The 15,960-nt window shown below is 66.1% G+C and carries 15 protein-coding genes; 6 read left to right on the top strand and 9 right to left on the bottom strand.

Translation table 11 applies throughout. From position 1 onward, the window contains the following. On the top strand, positions 1 to 1,405 hold a 1,405-nt coding region (hydA, locus tag VMJ11_RS32855; protein ID WP_325625262.1), incomplete at its 5' end, for a dihydropyrimidinase. 43 nt (positions 1,406 to 1,448) lie between these two features. On the opposite strand, the gene VMJ11_RS32850 is transcribed toward hydA, so the two are convergent. From VMJ11_RS32850 to VMJ11_RS32825, 6 genes are all read right to left on the bottom strand, one after another. Beyond that, entirely contained in the window at positions 1,449 to 2,117 is a 669-nt protein-coding gene (locus VMJ11_RS32850; protein ID WP_325625261.1) for an OmpA/MotB family protein, read from the bottom strand. A gap of 21 nt (positions 2,118 to 2,138) precedes the next feature. Beyond that, positions 2,139 to 2,942 (bottom strand): flagellar motor protein, encoded by an 804-nt coding sequence (locus VMJ11_RS32845; RefSeq protein ID WP_325625259.1) that lies wholly within the window; start codon positions 2,940 to 2,942, stop codon positions 2,139 to 2,141. Positions 2,943 to 3,059: 117 nt separating this feature from the next. Next, entirely contained in the window at positions 3,060 to 4,271 is a 1,212-nt protein-coding gene (locus VMJ11_RS32840; protein WP_325625258.1) for a Crp/Fnr family transcriptional regulator, read from the bottom strand. A gap of 375 nt (positions 4,272 to 4,646) precedes the next feature. Next, positions 4,647 to 4,877: a DUF2783 domain-containing protein gene (locus tag VMJ11_RS32835; RefSeq protein WP_325625256.1), complete on the bottom strand. Its 231-nt coding sequence runs from the start codon at positions 4,875 to 4,877 to the stop codon at positions 4,647 to 4,649. 48 nt (positions 4,878 to 4,925) lie between these two features. Continuing rightward, positions 4,926 to 6,638 carry an FAD-dependent oxidoreductase gene (locus VMJ11_RS32830; protein ID WP_325625255.1) on the bottom strand — a complete coding sequence of 571 codons (1,713 nt, stop codon included), beginning with the start codon at positions 6,636 to 6,638 and terminating at the stop codon, positions 4,926 to 4,928. 179 nt (positions 6,639 to 6,817) lie between these two features. Beyond that, the gene (locus VMJ11_RS32825) at positions 6,818 to 7,777 is read right to left on the bottom strand and encodes an MBL fold metallo-hydrolase (RefSeq protein ID WP_325625253.1); all 960 of its coding nucleotides are present in this window, start codon (positions 7,775 to 7,777) and stop codon (positions 6,818 to 6,820) included. A 284-nt stretch (positions 7,778 to 8,061) separates the two neighbouring features. Between VMJ11_RS32825 and VMJ11_RS32820 the strand changes: the two genes are divergently transcribed. Both VMJ11_RS32820 and VMJ11_RS32815 read left to right on the top strand, forming a co-directional pair. Beyond that, a complete protein-coding gene (locus VMJ11_RS32820) occupies positions 8,062 to 8,946 on the top strand; it encodes an IclR family transcriptional regulator (protein ID WP_325625250.1) in 885 nt (294 codons plus the stop codon). Continuing rightward, complete coding sequence (locus VMJ11_RS32815) at positions 8,934 to 9,812, top strand: IclR family transcriptional regulator (protein ID WP_325625248.1); 879 nt, start codon at positions 8,934 to 8,936, stop codon at positions 9,810 to 9,812. The genes VMJ11_RS32820 and VMJ11_RS32815 overlap by 13 nt, the downstream gene beginning before the upstream one ends. Positions 9,813 to 9,957: 145 nt before the next feature. On the opposite strand, the gene VMJ11_RS32810 is transcribed toward VMJ11_RS32815, so the two are convergent. The 3 genes from VMJ11_RS32810 to VMJ11_RS32800 form a co-directional block, all read right to left on the bottom strand. Continuing rightward, on the bottom strand, positions 9,958 to 10,872 hold the full coding sequence (locus tag VMJ11_RS32810; RefSeq protein ID WP_325625246.1) for a MurR/RpiR family transcriptional regulator: 915 nt from the start codon (positions 10,870 to 10,872) through the stop codon (positions 9,958 to 9,960). Positions 10,873 to 10,935: 63 nt separating this feature from the next. After that, positions 10,936 to 11,997, bottom strand: coding sequence for a sn-glycerol-3-phosphate ABC transporter ATP-binding protein UgpC (locus VMJ11_RS32805; RefSeq protein WP_325625245.1), 1,062 nt, complete (start codon positions 11,995 to 11,997; stop codon positions 10,936 to 10,938). 102 nt (positions 11,998 to 12,099) lie between these two features. Further along, on the bottom strand, positions 12,100 to 12,873 hold the full coding sequence (locus VMJ11_RS32800; protein WP_325625243.1) for an SDR family oxidoreductase: 774 nt from the start codon (positions 12,871 to 12,873) through the stop codon (positions 12,100 to 12,102). Between the two features lie 291 nt (positions 12,874 to 13,164). On the opposite strand from VMJ11_RS32800, the gene VMJ11_RS32795 reads away from it, so the two are divergent. From VMJ11_RS32795 to VMJ11_RS32785, 3 genes are all read left to right on the top strand, one after another. After that, complete coding sequence (locus tag VMJ11_RS32795) at positions 13,165 to 14,397, top strand: sugar ABC transporter substrate-binding protein (RefSeq protein WP_325625242.1); 1,233 nt, start codon at positions 13,165 to 13,167, stop codon at positions 14,395 to 14,397. A 211-nt stretch (positions 14,398 to 14,608) separates the two neighbouring features. Further along, positions 14,609 to 15,514: a sugar ABC transporter permease gene (locus tag VMJ11_RS32790; protein WP_325625240.1), complete on the top strand. Its 906-nt coding sequence runs from the start codon at positions 14,609 to 14,611 to the stop codon at positions 15,512 to 15,514. Continuing rightward, a partial coding sequence (locus VMJ11_RS32785) for a carbohydrate ABC transporter permease (protein ID WP_414694553.1) occupies positions 15,511 to 15,960 on the top strand: 450 nt, incomplete at its 3' end. The genes VMJ11_RS32790 and VMJ11_RS32785, both read left to right, overlap by 4 nt.

The raw sequence follows: 15,960 nt of genomic DNA, 5'->3' as shown, positions 1-15,960 counted from the left end.
CGCCGACGTGCTGTGCGAGCAAGGCAGCATCGTCGAGATCGCGCCCTCGATCGACGCGCCCGCGGGTGCCGAGGTCGTCGACGCCGGCGGCATGCTGGTGATGCCGGGCGGCATCGACCCGCACACGCACATGGAACTGCCGTTCATGGGCACGACGGCGAGCGACGACTTCTACACGGGCACGGCGGCGGGCCTGGCGGGCGGGACGACGTCGATCATCGATTTCGTGATTCCGAACCCGAAGCAGCCGCTCATGGACGCGTTTCGCGAGTGGCGCGGCTGGGCCGAAAAAGCGGCGGCCGACTATGGCTTCCACGTGGCCGTGACGTGGTGGGACGACAGCGTGCATCGCGACATGGGCCTGCTCGTGAACGAACACGGCGTGTCGAGCTTCAAGCACTTCATGGCGTACAAGAACGCCATCATGGCCGACGACGAGATCCTCGTGAACAGCTTCGCACGCTCGCTCGAACTAGGCGCGCTGCCCACCGTGCACGCGGAAAATGGCGAGCTCGTGTTCCAGCTGCAACGGCAACTGCTCGCGCGCGGCTTCACGGGGCCCGAAGCGCACCCGCTTTCGCGCCCTCCCGAGGTCGAGGGCGAGGCGGCCAATCGCGCGATCCGCATTGCGCAGGTGCTGGGCGTGCCGGTGTACATCGTGCACGTCTCGGCGAAAGACGCACTCGAAGCCATTGCGCGCGCGCGCAGCGAGGGACAGCGCGTGTTCGGCGAAGTGCTGGCCGGGCATCTCGTGATCGATGAGTCGGTTTATCGCGACCCGGACTGGACGCGCGCCGCGGCCCACGTGATGAGCCCGCCGTTTCGCACGAAGGAACATCGCGACGCGCTCTGGCGCGGCCTGCAGGGCGGCCTGCTGCACACCACGGCAACCGACCACTGCGTGTTCTGCGCTTCGCAGAAGGCAATGGGCCGCAACGATTTCACAAGGATTCCGAACGGTTGCGGCGGCGTGGAGGACCGCATGGCGGTGCTATGGGATCAGGGCGTGAACACGGGCCGGCTCACGCCGAATGAGTTCGTGCGCGTCACCTCGACCAATGCCGCGCAGATCTTCAACCTGTACCCGCGCAAGGGCACGGTGGCCGTGGGCGCCGACGCCGATCTCGTCGTGTGGGATCCGCAGGCCACACGCACGATCTCGGTGAAGACGCATCATCAGAACGTCGACTTCAACGTGTTCGAAGGCATGACGCTGCGCGGCGTGGCCACGCACACGGTCTCGCAAGGCGAGCTCGTGTGGGCGGACGGCGACCTGCGCGCGCGGCGCGGCGCCGGGCGTTATCTGAAGCGGCCCGCGAACCCCGGCTACCTGGAGGCTTCGCGGCTCGCCAAGAGCCTGAAGGAGACGCAGCCCATGCACCGCGAAGGAGACGCTGCGCACTGAGCCGCGATACGGCTAGCCGTTCGAGGAAGGCGACACCCCGCGTTCAGCGCTGCACGATCAGCGTCACGCGCCGGTTCAGTGCACGGCTTGCGGGGTCGTTGCCTGCCACGAGCGGGTAGTTGTCGGCGCGGCCAATGGCGGCGAGCCGGTGCGGCTCGATGCCCCGCTCGACCAGGTAGCGCACCACCGCGCCCGCCCGTGCCGACGAAAGCTCCCAGTTCGAAGCGTATTTCGCGTTCGAGATGGGGGTGCTGTCGGTGTGTCCTTCCACGAGTATGTTGCCCGCCGGCGCCTCGCGCAGCACGTCGGCGATGCGACCGAGCACACCGAGCGATTCGGGCAGCAGCGTGGCGTCGCCCGCATTGAACAGGATCTTCGCGTTGATGCCGATCTCGATGCCGCGCGCCTGCGGCACGATCGTGATTTCGCCGCGCTGGCGTAGCGCCTCTAATGAGGCAATCAGGGCTTGATCGACCACGCGCGCTTTGTCCGCGGGTGCGGCCGTGCTCACCGGTTGCGTTGCCGATCGAATTTCGGATTCCTTATTCTTCGCGAGTTGCATCGCGTAGAGCGCGAGGAACAACACCATCAAGGTCGTGATCAGATCCGCGTAGGAAATGAGCCAGCGACCGGAATGCGATTCGCCGCCCTCGTCCTCGCCGTGATCGAGGTGAGCCGTGAGCGGCAGGTCTTTATCGGAATAGATAGGCATGCTGGGTGGCCGGGTTGCGGGTCAGGTCGCGCTCGTCTTGTCCAGCGCCCATACGTGCGCTTCGCCCTGCAGGCCGCCAGCGTTACCGCCCACTTCGCCCGCAAGACGCGTGGCGATGGTATGGGGCGACTCCTTGCGCGAAATGGCGAGCAGGCCGTCCATATAGAGCTTGCGCAGGCGCAGTTCGCTTTCGATGTGTGCGCGCATCTTGCCGTGGAGCGGCAAAAAGACAAGGTTCGCGAAAGCCAGGCCGTAGAGCGTGGCGACGAACGCCACCGCGATGCCAGGCCCGAGTTGCGCGGGCTCGATCAGGTGGCCCGTCACCTGAATCAGGCCGAGCACCGAGCCGAGAATGCCGAACGTGGGCGCGTATCCGCCTGCCTGCTGCCACACGCGCGCCGCCGCCATATGCATGCGGCCGAACGCTTCGAGTTCGCGATTGAGCGCATCTTCGAGCACGGCCGTCGACACGCCGCTCGCGAGCAGTTCGAGCCCGCGCCGCGCGAAAGGATGAATGCCTTGCGGGTCCATCGACTCGAACGCGAGCAGGCCGTTGAGCTTGGCCTGATCGCCCCATTCCAGCACGGCGGCGAGGCTCGCTTCGTCCACGCGCGGCGCCTTCACGAAGGCCGTGCGCAAATGTTTGACCGCGTCGAAGAAGCGCGCCCAGGTGTTCTGGATCATCACCGCGCCGAGCGTGCCGCCCAGCACGATGGCGAGCGCCTCGGGCTGCAGCAGCGTGGCGAAGTGGCCGCCTTCCAGCGAGAATCCGGCCACGACAGCCAGCGCCCCGACTGCGATGCCGATCAAGGTAAGCAAATCCATGCGTTTTCTCCGGATGAGTAATCCGCGTGTAATCCGTACGTGCCCGCTTACCGCGCGCGCGTACGCCGCAGGGCCCGGATTCCGGACTGCGGCGACGCCGAGGTAAGGGAGAGTGGTTTAGCGTGCGCCGGGCGACTTCAGCGAGCGCGCCGCTTCAAGCAGGCGCTGCTCGATGTCCTCGACTTCCACGGGATCGATCTTGATGTCGCGGCGCATGACCCACGACACCTCGTTCTTGCGCGCGTCCGCCATCACCGAGAGCAGGCGTTCGGACACTGCCGGGTCCTCGATCGAGGCCAGCAGTTTCGCGAGATCGTAAGTATCGAGCGTGCTCACGGCTTCGAACAACGTGCGTTGATCGACGAACAGCAGGTCGTCGAGCGCCTTGATTTCGCCTGTGCCGCGGTTCGTGCGCTTCGAGAAATACGCCACGCCCTTTTGCTCGACGAAGTTCAGCACTTTCGACTTGCGGAACGCGAACACCTCGTCGGCGATTTCGGCATGCGAGAGCTTGTTGAGGATGACGTTGCGCTCCACGCCGATCAGCGTTTCGAGATCGGCCAGCTCGATCAGTTCGAGTTCGCTGTTGATCGACACGTCGAGATCGTGGTCCGCCACCTGCGCCGCGCGATCCACGATGCGCACGGGATCGAACGTCACCACCTGGCGGCCCAACGCCCCTTCAGCCGATGCCGCGCCATTGGCGAGATGCGTGGCTTGCCCGCTTTGCATCGCAACGAGATTGAGCTTCTCCATGCGGCGCAGCATGGCCATCACATGCGGGCGCGAATGGCCGGCCACTGCGCGGCACTTCTGCACGACGTCGGCGAGCGGCACGCTCACCTCTCCTGTGGCCGTGCCGTGCCGCGACCAGGTGTCGCCGCTATCGGCGCGTTCGGTGGCGCCCGCGATCAGCGCAAGCACGTGCGCGTACGAAAGCACGCCCGGCATGAAGTCCGCGTGCGTATACGTGGCGAGCAGATCGTCTTTCGCCTTCACGCGCCGTGTCAGCGTGCGCACGACATGGCGCAGCAGCGGCGTGACGCGCTCGAGTTCCTCTTCGATGAGGCTGGCCGGCACGACCGTCAACTGGCAGAAGCTGAGTGCCTTCGCGGTGTTCGGGCGCGGCTCGGCGCCGAGCAACGCGGTCTCGCCGAAAAACTCGCCTCGGCCCAGCGTCGCCATCACGACTTTCTTGTCGTCGCAGCGGGTGGATATTTCAACCTTGCCGTCGGCGATCACGAAGATCAACCGCTCTCCTGCAAAGCCTTCCGAATAGATGATCTCGCCCGGCGCCGCCGTGCGCGACCATGTTTGACTGCGATTCAAGTTCTTTCCCCGGAAATCGATTCGATTGCACGTACGCGTCTTTCTCGCTCGTGCAGCAGCGAAGTAAGTCCTACGTGCCGCGTTTACGGCGTTTCCACGGGGGTTCTTGAATCAGTTTGCATGTTGCGACATGCGCGGAAAGTATGACGAAAGCCAGTGCCGCGAGCACGTGCACAGGCGCGCGACGCCTGTTTTGCTGACGCAAACGGTTGCGCGTGCGCAAAGTGCCGGAAAAATGGCTGAAAACTGCATTGAGCGACGAAACGCGCTACGTGAATGCACTTCGCTTCTTTTCTGCTTGCTTCGTCGCTTGCGGCAAATGGCGGCGGCGCAGATTGCGCCACCGCACGCGCATTTACCTCTTCATGCACCCTTTCAAGCCGCAAGCTTTCCCGTCGCGCCGTGGCTTTCCGGCTCGCTCACGCCTGCGCGCGCGAAGCGGATCGCTTGCATCAGTGTTTCGTGTTCGCCCACGTGATTCGCGAGCAACAGGATCAATTGCGCGTTGACCGACTGGCTTTGCGCCTCGTCGAGGTCGCGATGCATGTCGATCAGCGCTTCGTAGAAGTCATCTGGCCTCGCCAGATTCGGTTGGGTGTTCAGCATCGGTGTCTCCAGTCCCATGCAATTTCTTGTCCGGTATCGATGTCCGCTTCACGCCGTGCCTTGCACGCACAGCGCCCGCTTGAGCGCGTTCTCCACGCGCGCGGCGTCCGCGCGCCGCCAGCGTGCGCACACATGCTGGTCAGGGCGGATCAGATAGAACGCGCCGTCCTGCGCGCCGTAGCGCTGCGCCGCCAACCCTTGCACATCGCGCAGCACCACCGTCGAGGCAGGCAGGCCCGCGGGCACCGCCGCGTCGCCGTCGAGCATCACGACGAATTTGAGCGGCACCGGCGCGCGTGAGAGTGCCTGCAATGTGTCGAGCGTCGACGTATCGAGCGCCGAGCCCGCGCGGCTGAACACGAGGCCCGCGAACTGGTCGCCGAGATGCGCGAGCAGCCAGCTCTCGTGGCCTGCCGCGTCGAGCACCGGCGCATCCGCACACGAAGCGCCCGGCTCCATCTGGCCGCTGAACGCATCTTCATCGGGCGTGTTCAACGTCGATTCGCGCAGCACCGCCGGCACGGAAAGCCGGCCGCTGTTCACCAGTTGCCGCGCGAACGGATGCTCGCGGGCGAGCGTCAGCGCGGCGTCGCGGAACACGCGGCTCACCGCGCTCTTCGGCGTGATGAAGTCGGTCGAACGCGTGGAGTTGCGGATGTTCTCGTCGGCGGCGTATTCGCGCTCGCTCGCGTAAGTGTCCAGCAGCGTGTCGGGCGCGTGGTTCTCGAGCACCATCGCGAGCTTCCACGCGAGGTTCTCGCCGTCCTGGAAGCCGCTGTTCGCACCGCGCGCGCCGAACGGCGAAACGAGGTGCGCGGAGTCGCCCGCGAACAACACGTTGCCGTGCCGAAAGCTGTCCATGCGCAGACACGAGAACGTGTAGATGCTCACCCATTCCAGCTCGAAGTTCACGTCGGGGCCGAGCAGCGCACGCACACGCGGAATCACGCGCTCGGGCGTTTTTTCGACCACGGGGTCCGCGTCCCAGCCGAGCTGGAAGTCGATACGCCACACGTTGTCGGGCTGGCGATGCAGCAGCACCGACTGGTTCGGGTGGAACGGCGGATCGAACCAGAACCAGCGTTCGGTCGGGAAGTCGGCTTCCATTTTCACGTCGGCGATCAGGAAGCGGTCCTTGAAAGTGCGGCCGTGGCTGTCGAGGCCAAGCAGCTTGCGCAGCGGGCTGCGCGAGCCGTCCGCGGCCACCACGTAGCGCGCGAGCAGCGTGTAGGGACCGTCGGGCGTTTCGATTTCGAGCGCGACATGCGCATCGGCGGCGCCTGGCGTGCCGCGCTGCTCCGCGCCCGTCACCTTGTTCTTCCAGCGGATTTCGAGGTTGGGCAATTCCTGCGCGCGTTCGAGCAGAAAGCCCTCAACATAGTACTGCTGAAGATTGATGAAGGCGGGCCGGTGATGACCGCTTTCGGGCAGCAGGTTGAACGTGTAGACGAGCTCGTTCTTGCGGAACACCTTGCCCACGTTCCAGCTCACGCCCTTCTCGACCATGCGCTCGCCGCAGCCGAGGCGGTCGAAGATGTCGAGCGAGCGCTTGGAAAAACAGATGGCGCGCGAGCCCGTGGAAAGCGTGCAGTCGTCGTCCACTAGCACCACCTGCACGCCTTGCCGCGCGAGGTCGATGGCCGTCGCGAGGCCCACCGGGCCCGCGCCGACCACCACGACCGGACGCACGCTGGCTGGCGCGTCCGGGGTTTGTTCGCTGCATCGCGCGTAGTCGAAGGTCAGCGTCTGATAGTCGATCATTCTTGTCTCCTGTCGACCGGAGTTGGTGCTTTAACTGTCGACCGGAATTGGTGCTTCAGCACTTACTCCGGTCCCTTGCAAAGCGCTTACTCCGGTCCCATGCCGCTGTCGCACGCAGTTGGCGCACTAGCGCTTGACTGCGATCCCAGGCAAGGCACCAAATCAACCCGAGCAGTACCTCAATCCTGCAGCGCGTCCCACATCTCCTTGTCGCGCTGCGCCGTCCAGATGCGCGGATGCGTAATGCCGCTCGCCTCGTCGAATGCGCGCGTCACGTCGAACGGCAGGCAGTGCTCGTAGATGAACACGTGGCCGAACTTCGGGTCCATCGCCTCGCGCGTGAGTGCCATGGCGCCCTTCAGGTCGAGCTTCTGCTCGACGGCGGCGCGGCCTTGCGCGAGCAGCGTCGTCACGAAGTCCTTCGTGTAGTCGAGACCCTTGTTGACATCGGCGGGGTTGAGCAGCGCGGGGCCGCGGCCCGGCACGAGCTTTTCGGCCTGCAGCGCGCGCAGCGCTTCGAGCGTGGCGGGCCATTCGGCGAGTTGCGCGTCGCCGCAGTAGCAGGCGGCGTCGTATTCGACGAGGTCGCCCGAGAACAGCACCTTCTGCGAGGGCAGCCACACCACGGTGTCCCCCTTCGTGTGGCCCGCGCCGAGGTGCGCGATCTTCACTTCGAGCTTGCCGAGGAACAGCGTGATTTCCTTCTCGAACACGAGCGTGGGCCACGTGAGGCCCGGCACCGTCTCGACGCCCGCGAAGAGGCGCGGAAAGCGCTCGATTTCCGACTTCATGTCGGCTTCGCCGCGCTCGACGATCATTTCATACGTACCGCGGCTCGCGATGATCTGCTGCGCGCCTTCCTCGAAATACGCCGAAGCGCCGAGCACGCGCACCGCGTGATAGTGCGAGAGCACGACGTATTTGATGGGCTTGTCGGTGATGGTGCGGATCTTGGCGATGAGGTCCTGCGCCATGGCGGGCGTGGCCGTCGTGTCGACGATCAAAACGCCGTCGTCGCCGATGATGACGCCCGAGTTCGGGTCGCCTTCCGCGGTGTACGCGTACGCGTTTTCCGAGAGCTGCGTGAAGGTGATCTTCTTTTCTTCGAGGTCGGCCTGCGATGCGAACGCCTTTGCCATGGTGAGTCTCCGTATTGAGGGCGGGCGGGGCGAAGCGCGGGCAGGCCTGGCGCGGTTGCGCCAGCCTCGTTGTCTCGCCCCGTCTGGAATGTAGCTGAACCACTGTTATGCCGAGGTGAGGCCATCATAGGCTTCCCGGTTTTTATTTGTCAATAGCGAATTACATTGTTATACGTTAATTTCTTGACAGGCCACGCTGCATGGCGGAAAGGTGGCGTATCCACTGCCATCGCGTGCCGCCGTTCAGTTAACATGGACCCTTTTTCAGCCAGAGAAAAGCGCCAATGAGACGTCGCAACGACAGCGCCGCATCCGCGCCCGAGGGCGGCGCGGCGCCGGGCCGCACGCAGCGCGGCATCCAGAGCGTGGAAGTGGGCGGCCGCCTGTTGCGCGCGCTGGCCGACGCGCGCGCGCCGCTTGCGCCCACCGATCTCGCGGCGAGCGGCGACATTCCGGCGAGCCAGGCGCACGCCTATCTCGTGAGCCTCACGCGCCTCGGGCTCATCAAGCGCGACGCGCTTTCAGGGCGCTATGAGCCCGGCCCGCTCGCGCTGCGCCTCGGCTTGCTGCATCTCGCGCAGCAGCCCGCGCTGCGCGAGGCCGTGCCGCGCGCGGCCGCGCTCGCGCAATCGCTGAACTGCAGCGTCGCGCTGTGTATCGCCGGGCCGCAGGGGCCGACCATCGTGCGCTACGAGCACGCCAGCCTGCCGCTGCACGTGAACCTGCACGTGGGCACGGTGATGTCGCTGCGGGCCACCTCCACGGGCCGCGTGTTTTGCGCGTTCCTCGCGCAGCCCGCGCGGGAGGACATGTGGGCGCGGCAAACCGCGCAGCCCGGGTGGAGCGGTGCGCGCAACGCGCTCGGCGCCGGGAGCGCGGCGCAGGAACCCGCAGCGCCGCCCGCGCCCGAAGCCGCCTTCGTCGAAACCCTCGACGCAATCCGCGAGCGCGGTTACGAGCGCGGCATCGACGCGCCCACGCCCGGCGTCAGCAGTGTCTGCGTGCCCGTGTTCGGGCCGCAACGCGAGCTGAGCCTCACGCTCACCGCCATCGGCGCAAGCGGCGCGCTCGACGTGCGCCCGAACGGCGCGGTCGTGCGCGCGCTGCGCGACACCGCCGCTGAAATCGCCGCGGCCGCTTTTCCCTCGACACCGACATGCCCCGAGTAAGCCCCACGCCCCCGCGCGCCGGCGCAACGCAAGCCGCCAGCGAAAGCGTCGCAGCCACCGTTGCCACCGATGCCACCGACAAGCCGCAGCGCGGCATCCAGTCCCTCGACATCACGGGCGACCTGCTCGCGGCGCTCGTGGCGGCGGGCACGCCTCTCGCGCTGCGCGACCTCGCCTTGGCGGCCGGCATGGCGCCCGCCAAGGCGTTTCCGCACCTCGTGAGTCTGCAGAAGATCGGCCTGCTCTCGCGCGACGCGGTGGGCCGCTACGAAGCCGGGCCGCTGAGTCTCGAACTGGGGCTGATCGGTCTTGCGCGCCTCTCTCCCGTACGCGAAGCCGACGCCGAAGTGGTCGGCCTCGCCGCCGCCACCGCCATGAGCGTTGCGCTCGCGGTGCCGGGGCCGCTCGGCCCGACGGTCGTGCGGCTCGAAGAATCCGCGCTGCCGCTGCACGTGAGCCTGCGCCCCGGCACGGTGATGTCGCTCGTGAACACGGCGATCGGGCGTGTGCTCGCCGCGTGGGTCGACGCCGACGTGCGCGCGGCGCTGCTCGCGCAGGACGAATTGCGGCTCGCGGGCGCGAAGCCGCGCGAGGGCGCCACGCACGACTACCTCGCGCGCCTTGCCGCCATCCGCGCGCAGGGTGTGGACACGGCCCTCGACAAGCCGATCCCCGGTATCAGCACCGTGGCCGCGCCCGTGTTCGACCACACGGGCAGCGTGTGTCTCGTGCTCGCGGTGATGGGCCCCACGGGCAGCCTCGACATCGCACGCGAAGGCACGGCGGCGCAACTGCTGATCGCGGCGGCGGAGCGACTTTCGCGGCGCTTCGGCTATATGGAAGGTGCGGCGGCGGCGGTGCTGTAGTCGGTGGACGGATTCGGCCGAAGATGCGGCCGCGATCGAACTGGCGATCGACTCCGCAAAGGTTCAGGAAGGACGAGCGTTCGAGACGATGCCGCACACGACGCCGGCGACGCTCATACCGCGCCGGCGCGGCAGCGGCTGAGGTTCAACGCCCGTCTTCGGGCGGCGGGCTGATTGCGGAAGCGTCGTCCGCGGCCCCATCGCTGCGCGCCTGCGCGTCGCGCATCTTGGCGAGCGCCTTGGGCCCGAGCCCAAGCGAAACGCCTAGCGCCAGCGCATCGAGCACCGCGAGATGCGCGATGCGCACGACGGCCGGTGCATGCGGGTCCGCTGCCGCCGGCACGCGCAGCAACAGCGGAATATCCACCACCCACGCGAGGCGCGAGCCCGCGCTCGTGAGCGCGATGGTGGTTGCGCCGCGCTCCTTCGCGATCTGGATACTCTCGTTCACCTCCACGCTGCGCCCCGACTGCGAGATCGCGAACGCCACGTCGCCCGGTTCGAGCAGCCCCGCGTAAAGGCGCTGCAAGTGCGCATCGGTGAACGCGCTCGCGGCAATGTCGAGCCGCAGCATGCGCAGCGCCGCATCCTGCGCAACAAGCCCCGAACCCGCCCCCACGCCGAAAAAGTACACGCGCCGCGCGCTGCCGAGCGCTGCCACCGCCGCCTCGAACACCGCGGTGTCGAGCGAGGCGCGGGCATGCGTCACGCCCTGCACGACCGACTCGGTCACCTTGTCGAGCAGCGTGCCGACTTCACCGGCCCACTGCGCGCCGCCAGCCTCGCCGCCCGTCATCTCCGTGGCGAGCGCGAAGGGCACGTTGCCCGCCGCGCTCTGCGCGAGGCGCATCTTGAAGTCGCGCAGGCCGTGCGCACCCACCGCGCGGCAAAATCGCGTGACGGAAGGCTCGGATACGTCCGCGCGCAAGGCAAGCTCGGTGATGCTCGCGCGCATCGCGAAGTCGATGTCGGCGAGCACCATCTCCGCGACCTTGCGCTCGGCGGGACGCAGCGACTCCGCGACGTTGCGGATGTGATGGATCAGATTGGAGACCGGCAAGCTGTTTTTCCCGTGGAAGGTACGAGGCGCCCGCTATCCAGAATCGATGTGCGAGCTTCCGCTTCAATCGAGCCGCTTGCCGCTTTCGGTATCGAACAGATGCAGGTGCGCGAGAGGCAAACCGAGCGTCATGCGCTGGCCCGGCGTTATGTCCGGGCGCGCGCGCGTCGTGACGCACCATGTCGTGCCGCCTATTTTCCCGTACAAGTGGGTCTCCGCGCCAGTCGGCTCGATCACCTCGACGTTGAACGGCACGTCGCCGACCGCTTCGATGTGCTCGGGCCGCACGCCCAGCGTCACGCGCGCACCCGCGGCCGCCCGGCCTTCGGGCAGCGCGATGCGCACGCCGTCGTCGAGCACGAGCGCCGTGCCGCGCGCATCGCTCATCACCGTGCCTTCGGCAAAATTCATCGAAGGCGAGCCGAGGAAGCTCGCGACGAACAGGTTCGCCGGCTTGTCGTAGAGATCGAGCGGCCGGCCGATCTGCTCGATGCGTCCCGCGTTCATCACCACGATGCGGTCGGCCATCGTCATCGCCTCGATCTGGTCGTGCGTGACGTACACCACCGTATTGCGAAGGCGCTGGTGGAGCGCCTTGATTTCGGTGCGCATCTGCACGCGCAGCTTGGCGTCGAGGTTCGAGAGCGGTTCGTCGAAGAGAAACAGCGCGGGCTCGCGCACCACGGCGCGGCCCATGGCCACGCGCTGACGCTGGCCCCCCGAGAGCGCGCGCGGCAGGCGTTCGAGATAGCTCGACAGGTTCAGCATTTTCGCGGCGGCCTCGATGCGCGGCTTGAACGCCTCCTCGCGCTCCTTGCGAATGCGCGGGCCGAACGCGATGTTGTCGTACACCGAGAGATGCGGGTAGAGCGCGTAGCTCTGGAACACCATCGAAACATTGCGCTGCTGCGGCGGGAGCGCATTCGCGCGCGTGCCGCCGATGGTGAGGTCGCCGCCGCTGATGTCTTCGAGACCCGCGATCATGCGCATCAACGTGGTCTTGCCGCAGCCCGATGGGCCGACCAGCACGACGAATTCGCCGTCTTCGATCTCGAGATCGACGCCGTGCACGACCTGCGTGTCGCCGTAGCGCTTGTAGATGCCGTTAAGTTGTACCGCTGCCATGCTGTCCTCGTTTGCCGTTGTCGCTGCCGTGCGTGTGTTTTCGTGCCTGCTCGCGTGCCCTGCTCGCGTATTTTTCGGTACTCGTCGGTACTTTTCCGTGCCTCAGAACGGATCGAGCGTGAGTTCGTTCGCCATGAGCCGGTTGCCCGCCATGAGGCCCGCATCCACCGGAAGCGCGACGCCCGTGATCACGCGCGCCTGCGGCGAGGCGAGAAACTGCACGGCGTCGGCGATGTCCTCGGGCTCGGCCACGTCGCCGAGCGGGTACCATTTCTTTAGTTCTTCGAAGATCTGCGGATGCTGCTCGACACGCGTGCGCCACGCAGGCGTCTTCACGGTGCCGGGGCAGACGATGTTCGCGCGAATGCCGTGTGGCCCCAGCTCCATCGCCAGCGCCTTCGTGTAGCTCACGAGGGCCGCCTTGGCCGCGCTGTACGCGGGATGGCCGAGCGAGGTGAGCCCGTTCACGGAACCGATCAGCACGAGCGCGCCGCGCCCACGTTCGATCATCGAGGCGCGCACGGCTTCGACCGTGTAGTACGCGCCGTTCAGGTTCAGGTCCACGTCGCGCCGCCAGCTCGCGGCGTCGGTGCGCGCGAGCGTCGTGCCGAGCGCGCCGCCTGCGTTCACCACCGCCACGTCCACGGGTCCGCGCGCGGCCACGCCGCGTGCCACGGCATCGCTCACGGCGGCCTGATCGCTCACGTCGGCGGCGAGCGGTTCGAGCCGCGCCGCCCCGAATTCGGCGGCGAGCGCCTCGACGCCCGCCGCTTCGCGATCGACTGCGAGCACCGTGTCGCCCGCCGCGAGAAACCGCTTGCACAGCGCGCGGCCTATGCCGCCGCACGCGCCCGTCACCAGCACCACCCGGCTCATGTCGACTCTCCGTGCGGTCCGCCGGCCTCGCCGGCAAACCTGAAAGTTTCCTACATACGATAGACGCGCGTGCCGCCCGATACGGGTTTACACGTACCGCTCCGCACTGCTGCAGTGCATGAATTCCCCCTGTTTTACAGCATGTTAGGCAAAATCCGGCCCGGAAAACAATATCGAGATTCCCAGGTGACAACGCTTTTTTCATCCTGTAGGATTTTTTCAAACAACGCAACCCAGCGGCCGGGGTGACGGCGGCGGCATAAGCAGGAAAAACCACCTAGGAGAGAAAGAATGTCGTTTCAGGCACGTGCAACCACCATGCTCGGCAAGCTAGCCGTCGCGCTCGCGTTCGCGGGGATCACCGTCGCGGCGCACGCCGACACGGTCCGCGTGACTGTCGCCCACTACAGCGACGCCACTGCGCCGTACTTCGAGAAGATGGCCAAGCAGTTCGAGGCCGCCAACCCCGGCATCACGATCAAGATCGAAGACGTGAACTGGGACTCGCTGCAGCAGAAGCTGCAAACGGACATCTCGGGCGGCGCCAACGCCGACCTCGCGATCATCGGCACGCGCTGGCTTCTCGACTTCGTGAAGGACGACATTGCCGAGCCGCTCGATCCCTACATGGACGCGAACTTCAAGGCCCGCTTCATCGGCCCGTTCCTCGCGCCCGGTGAGATCAACGGCAAGATCTACGGCCTGCCGATCGCCGCTTCGGCGCGCGCGCTCTACTACAACAAGGACATGCTGGCTTCGGTTGGCTATCCGAACGGCCCGAAAACGTGGAACGACGTGATCGACGCCTCGAAGAAGCTGAAGGCGAAGGGCATTGCCGGCTTCGGGCTGCAGGGCAAGGAAATTGAAACCGACGTGTACTACTACTACGCGTTGTGGACCCACGGCGGCGACGTGGTGGGCAAGGACGGCAAGGCAGCGTTCAACTCGCCGGCGGGCATCAAGGCGGCCACGCTCTACAAGAGCATGATCGACGAAGGTCTCACGCAGCCGGGCGTGACGGGCTACAGCCGTGAAGACGTGCAGAACCTCTTCAAGCAGGGCCGCGTGGCGATGATGATCTCGGCGCCGTTCCTCGCCAAGCAGTTGAAGAAGGAAGCCCCGAACATCCACTACGGCATCGACCCGATCCCGGTGGCCACGACGCCCGCCACCTACGCGGTGACCGACTCGATCATGATGTTCAAGAACTCCAAGGTGAAGCAGAGCGCCTGGAAGTTCCTCGACTTCCTGTTCACGAAGGAGCCGCGCGTGCAGTTCACGAGCACGGAAGGCTTCCTGCCGACCACGAAGGCTGAAGCGACCGATCCGGTGTTCCAGGACCCCGACACGAAGGCGTTCATCGCGCTGCTGCCGCACGCGAAGTTCGCGCCGACCGTGACGGGCTGGGAAGACACCGCGAAGGCCGTGACCAATGCAATGCAGTCGATCTACCTTGGCAAGGCGAAGCCCGCCGATGCGCTGAACCAGGCAGCCACCGAAGCGAACAAGTCGCTCGGCAAGTAAGCTGGCTGCGACTTGGTTGCGAATCTGGCTGATTAGCCACGCCCTGAAGGCATGACCGGCGCGCGCCCGAACTCACGGACGCGCGCCGGTTCGCCCGGGAACCGATGTTTCGAAGCACTGACGATTCGACATGACCACGGGTCCCCTGAAGCCCTCGCCCGCCGCTCCGCCGGCCGGCGAAGCCCCCGACCGAACACGCGTACGAACCCGCATGAGCCGCCCACCTCGCGCCGTTTCCGCGCCCCGCGCACCCTGGCTCCTGATCGTGCCGAGTCTCGTGCTCGCGCTCTTCATCATCAGCTATCCGATCTTCAACATCGTGTACCAGTCGCTGCACGATGTATCGCGCTTCGGGCAGATCCGCGACTTCAGCGGTCTGCAGAACTTCTATAACGTGTTCGGCGACCCGGTGTTCATGAGCGCGTTAAGGAACACGCTGATCTGGACATTCTTCGTCGTGGTGGGCACGGTGCTCATTTCCGTGCCGGTCGCGCTCGTGCTCAATCAGGACTTCTACGGCCGCGGCATTGCGCGCACGATCGTCATGCTGCCGTGGTCCGTCTCGCTCACCATGACCGCCGTGGTGTGGCGCTGGGCGTTCAACGACGACTACGGCATGGTCAACGTCACGCTGCAGAAGCTCGGCCTGATCGCCGGGCCGATTCACTGGCTCGCCACGCCCGAGTACGCGTTTCCGGTAGAGATTGCCGTGGGCATTCTGGTGTCGATTCCATTCACCACCACGATCTTCCTGGGCGGCCTTTCTTCGGTGCCCGGCGACATCTACGAAGCCGCGCGCATCGACGGCGCAAGCGCGTGGCAGCAGTTCCGCCAGCTCACGCTGCCGCTGCTCAAGCCGTTCATCAACATGGCGATCCTGCTCAATGTGATCTACGTGTTCAACTCGTTCCCGATCATCTGGGTGATGACGCAAGGCGGCCCGGACGACAGCACGCACATCCTCGTCACCTATCTCTACGAACTCGGCTTCCGGCTGGGACGGCCAGGCGAAGCGGCCGCCGTCTCGCTCATCATGCTGGTGATCCTGTTCGCGTTTTCCGTCGCCTATCTGCGCGTGCAGGCGAAACGCGGCGGCGCAGAAGGAGACCTCGCATGAACCGCAAGCTCAAACGCTCGCTCTGGTGCTGGCTCGCGCTTTCGCCGCTGGTTATCGCCGTGCTGTTCCCGTTCGCGGTGATGTTCTTCACCTCGTTCAAACCGGCCAACGAAGTGTTTGTCTATCCGGCGCGCTGGTTGCCGCAGCATTGGCGCTGGGAAAATTACGTCGATATGTGGCAGGCCGCGAACTTCGGCGTGGCGCTGCGCAACAGCATCGTCATTTCGTTCCTGTCGACGGCACTGGCGCTTGCCGTGAGCTTGCCCGCCGCGTATGCACTCGCGCGCTTTCCGTTTCGCGGACGCGGCGTGTACCGCCAGTTCCTGCTGGTCACGCAGATGCTCTCGCCGATTCTGCTGGTGGTCGGCCTGTTCCGGCTCGCCGCGATGATTCCCTACGGCGACGGCAATCTCGTGGATTCGAAGATCGGCGTGATCGTCTCGTAC

Source organism: Paraburkholderia sp. (assembly GCF_035501035.1).
In the GTDB taxonomy this organism is placed as follows: Bacteria; Pseudomonadota; Gammaproteobacteria; order Burkholderiales; family Burkholderiaceae; genus Paraburkholderia.
This window is presented reverse-complemented; position numbering and strand designations above follow the sequence as displayed.

What these genes read in the sequence shown, in the direction of transcription:
- VMJ11_RS32850 (WP_325625261.1), bottom strand. Translation starts at nt 2,117, where the DNA reads ATGCCTATCTATTCCGATAAAGACCTGCCGCTCACGGCTCACCTCGAT.
- VMJ11_RS32845 (WP_325625259.1), bottom strand. Translation starts at nt 2,942, where the DNA reads ATGGATTTGCTTACCTTGATCGGCATCGCAGTCGGGGCGCTGGCTGTC.
- VMJ11_RS32835 (WP_325625256.1), bottom strand. Translation starts at nt 4,877, where the DNA reads ATGCTGAACACCCAACCGAATCTGGCGAGGCCAGATGACTTCTACGAA.
- VMJ11_RS32830 (WP_325625255.1), bottom strand. Translation starts at nt 6,638, where the DNA reads ATGATCGACTATCAGACGCTGACCTTCGACTACGCGCGATGCAGCGAA.
- VMJ11_RS32825 (WP_325625253.1), bottom strand. Translation starts at nt 7,777, where the DNA reads ATGGCAAAGGCGTTCGCATCGCAGGCCGACCTCGAAGAAAAGAAGATC.
- VMJ11_RS32820 (WP_325625250.1), top strand. Translation starts at nt 8,062, where the DNA reads ATGAGACGTCGCAACGACAGCGCCGCATCCGCGCCCGAGGGCGGCGCG.
- VMJ11_RS32815 (WP_325625248.1), top strand. Translation starts at nt 8,934, where the DNA reads ATGCCCCGAGTAAGCCCCACGCCCCCGCGCGCCGGCGCAACGCAAGCC.
- VMJ11_RS32805 (WP_325625245.1), bottom strand. Translation starts at nt 11,997, where the DNA reads ATGGCAGCGGTACAACTTAACGGCATCTACAAGCGCTACGGCGACACG.
- VMJ11_RS32800 (WP_325625243.1), bottom strand. Translation starts at nt 12,873, where the DNA reads ATGAGCCGGGTGGTGCTGGTGACGGGCGCGTGCGGCGGCATAGGCCGC.
- VMJ11_RS32795 (WP_325625242.1), top strand. Translation starts at nt 13,165, where the DNA reads ATGTCGTTTCAGGCACGTGCAACCACCATGCTCGGCAAGCTAGCCGTC.
- VMJ11_RS32790 (WP_325625240.1), top strand. Translation starts at nt 14,609, where the DNA reads ATGAGCCGCCCACCTCGCGCCGTTTCCGCGCCCCGCGCACCCTGGCTC.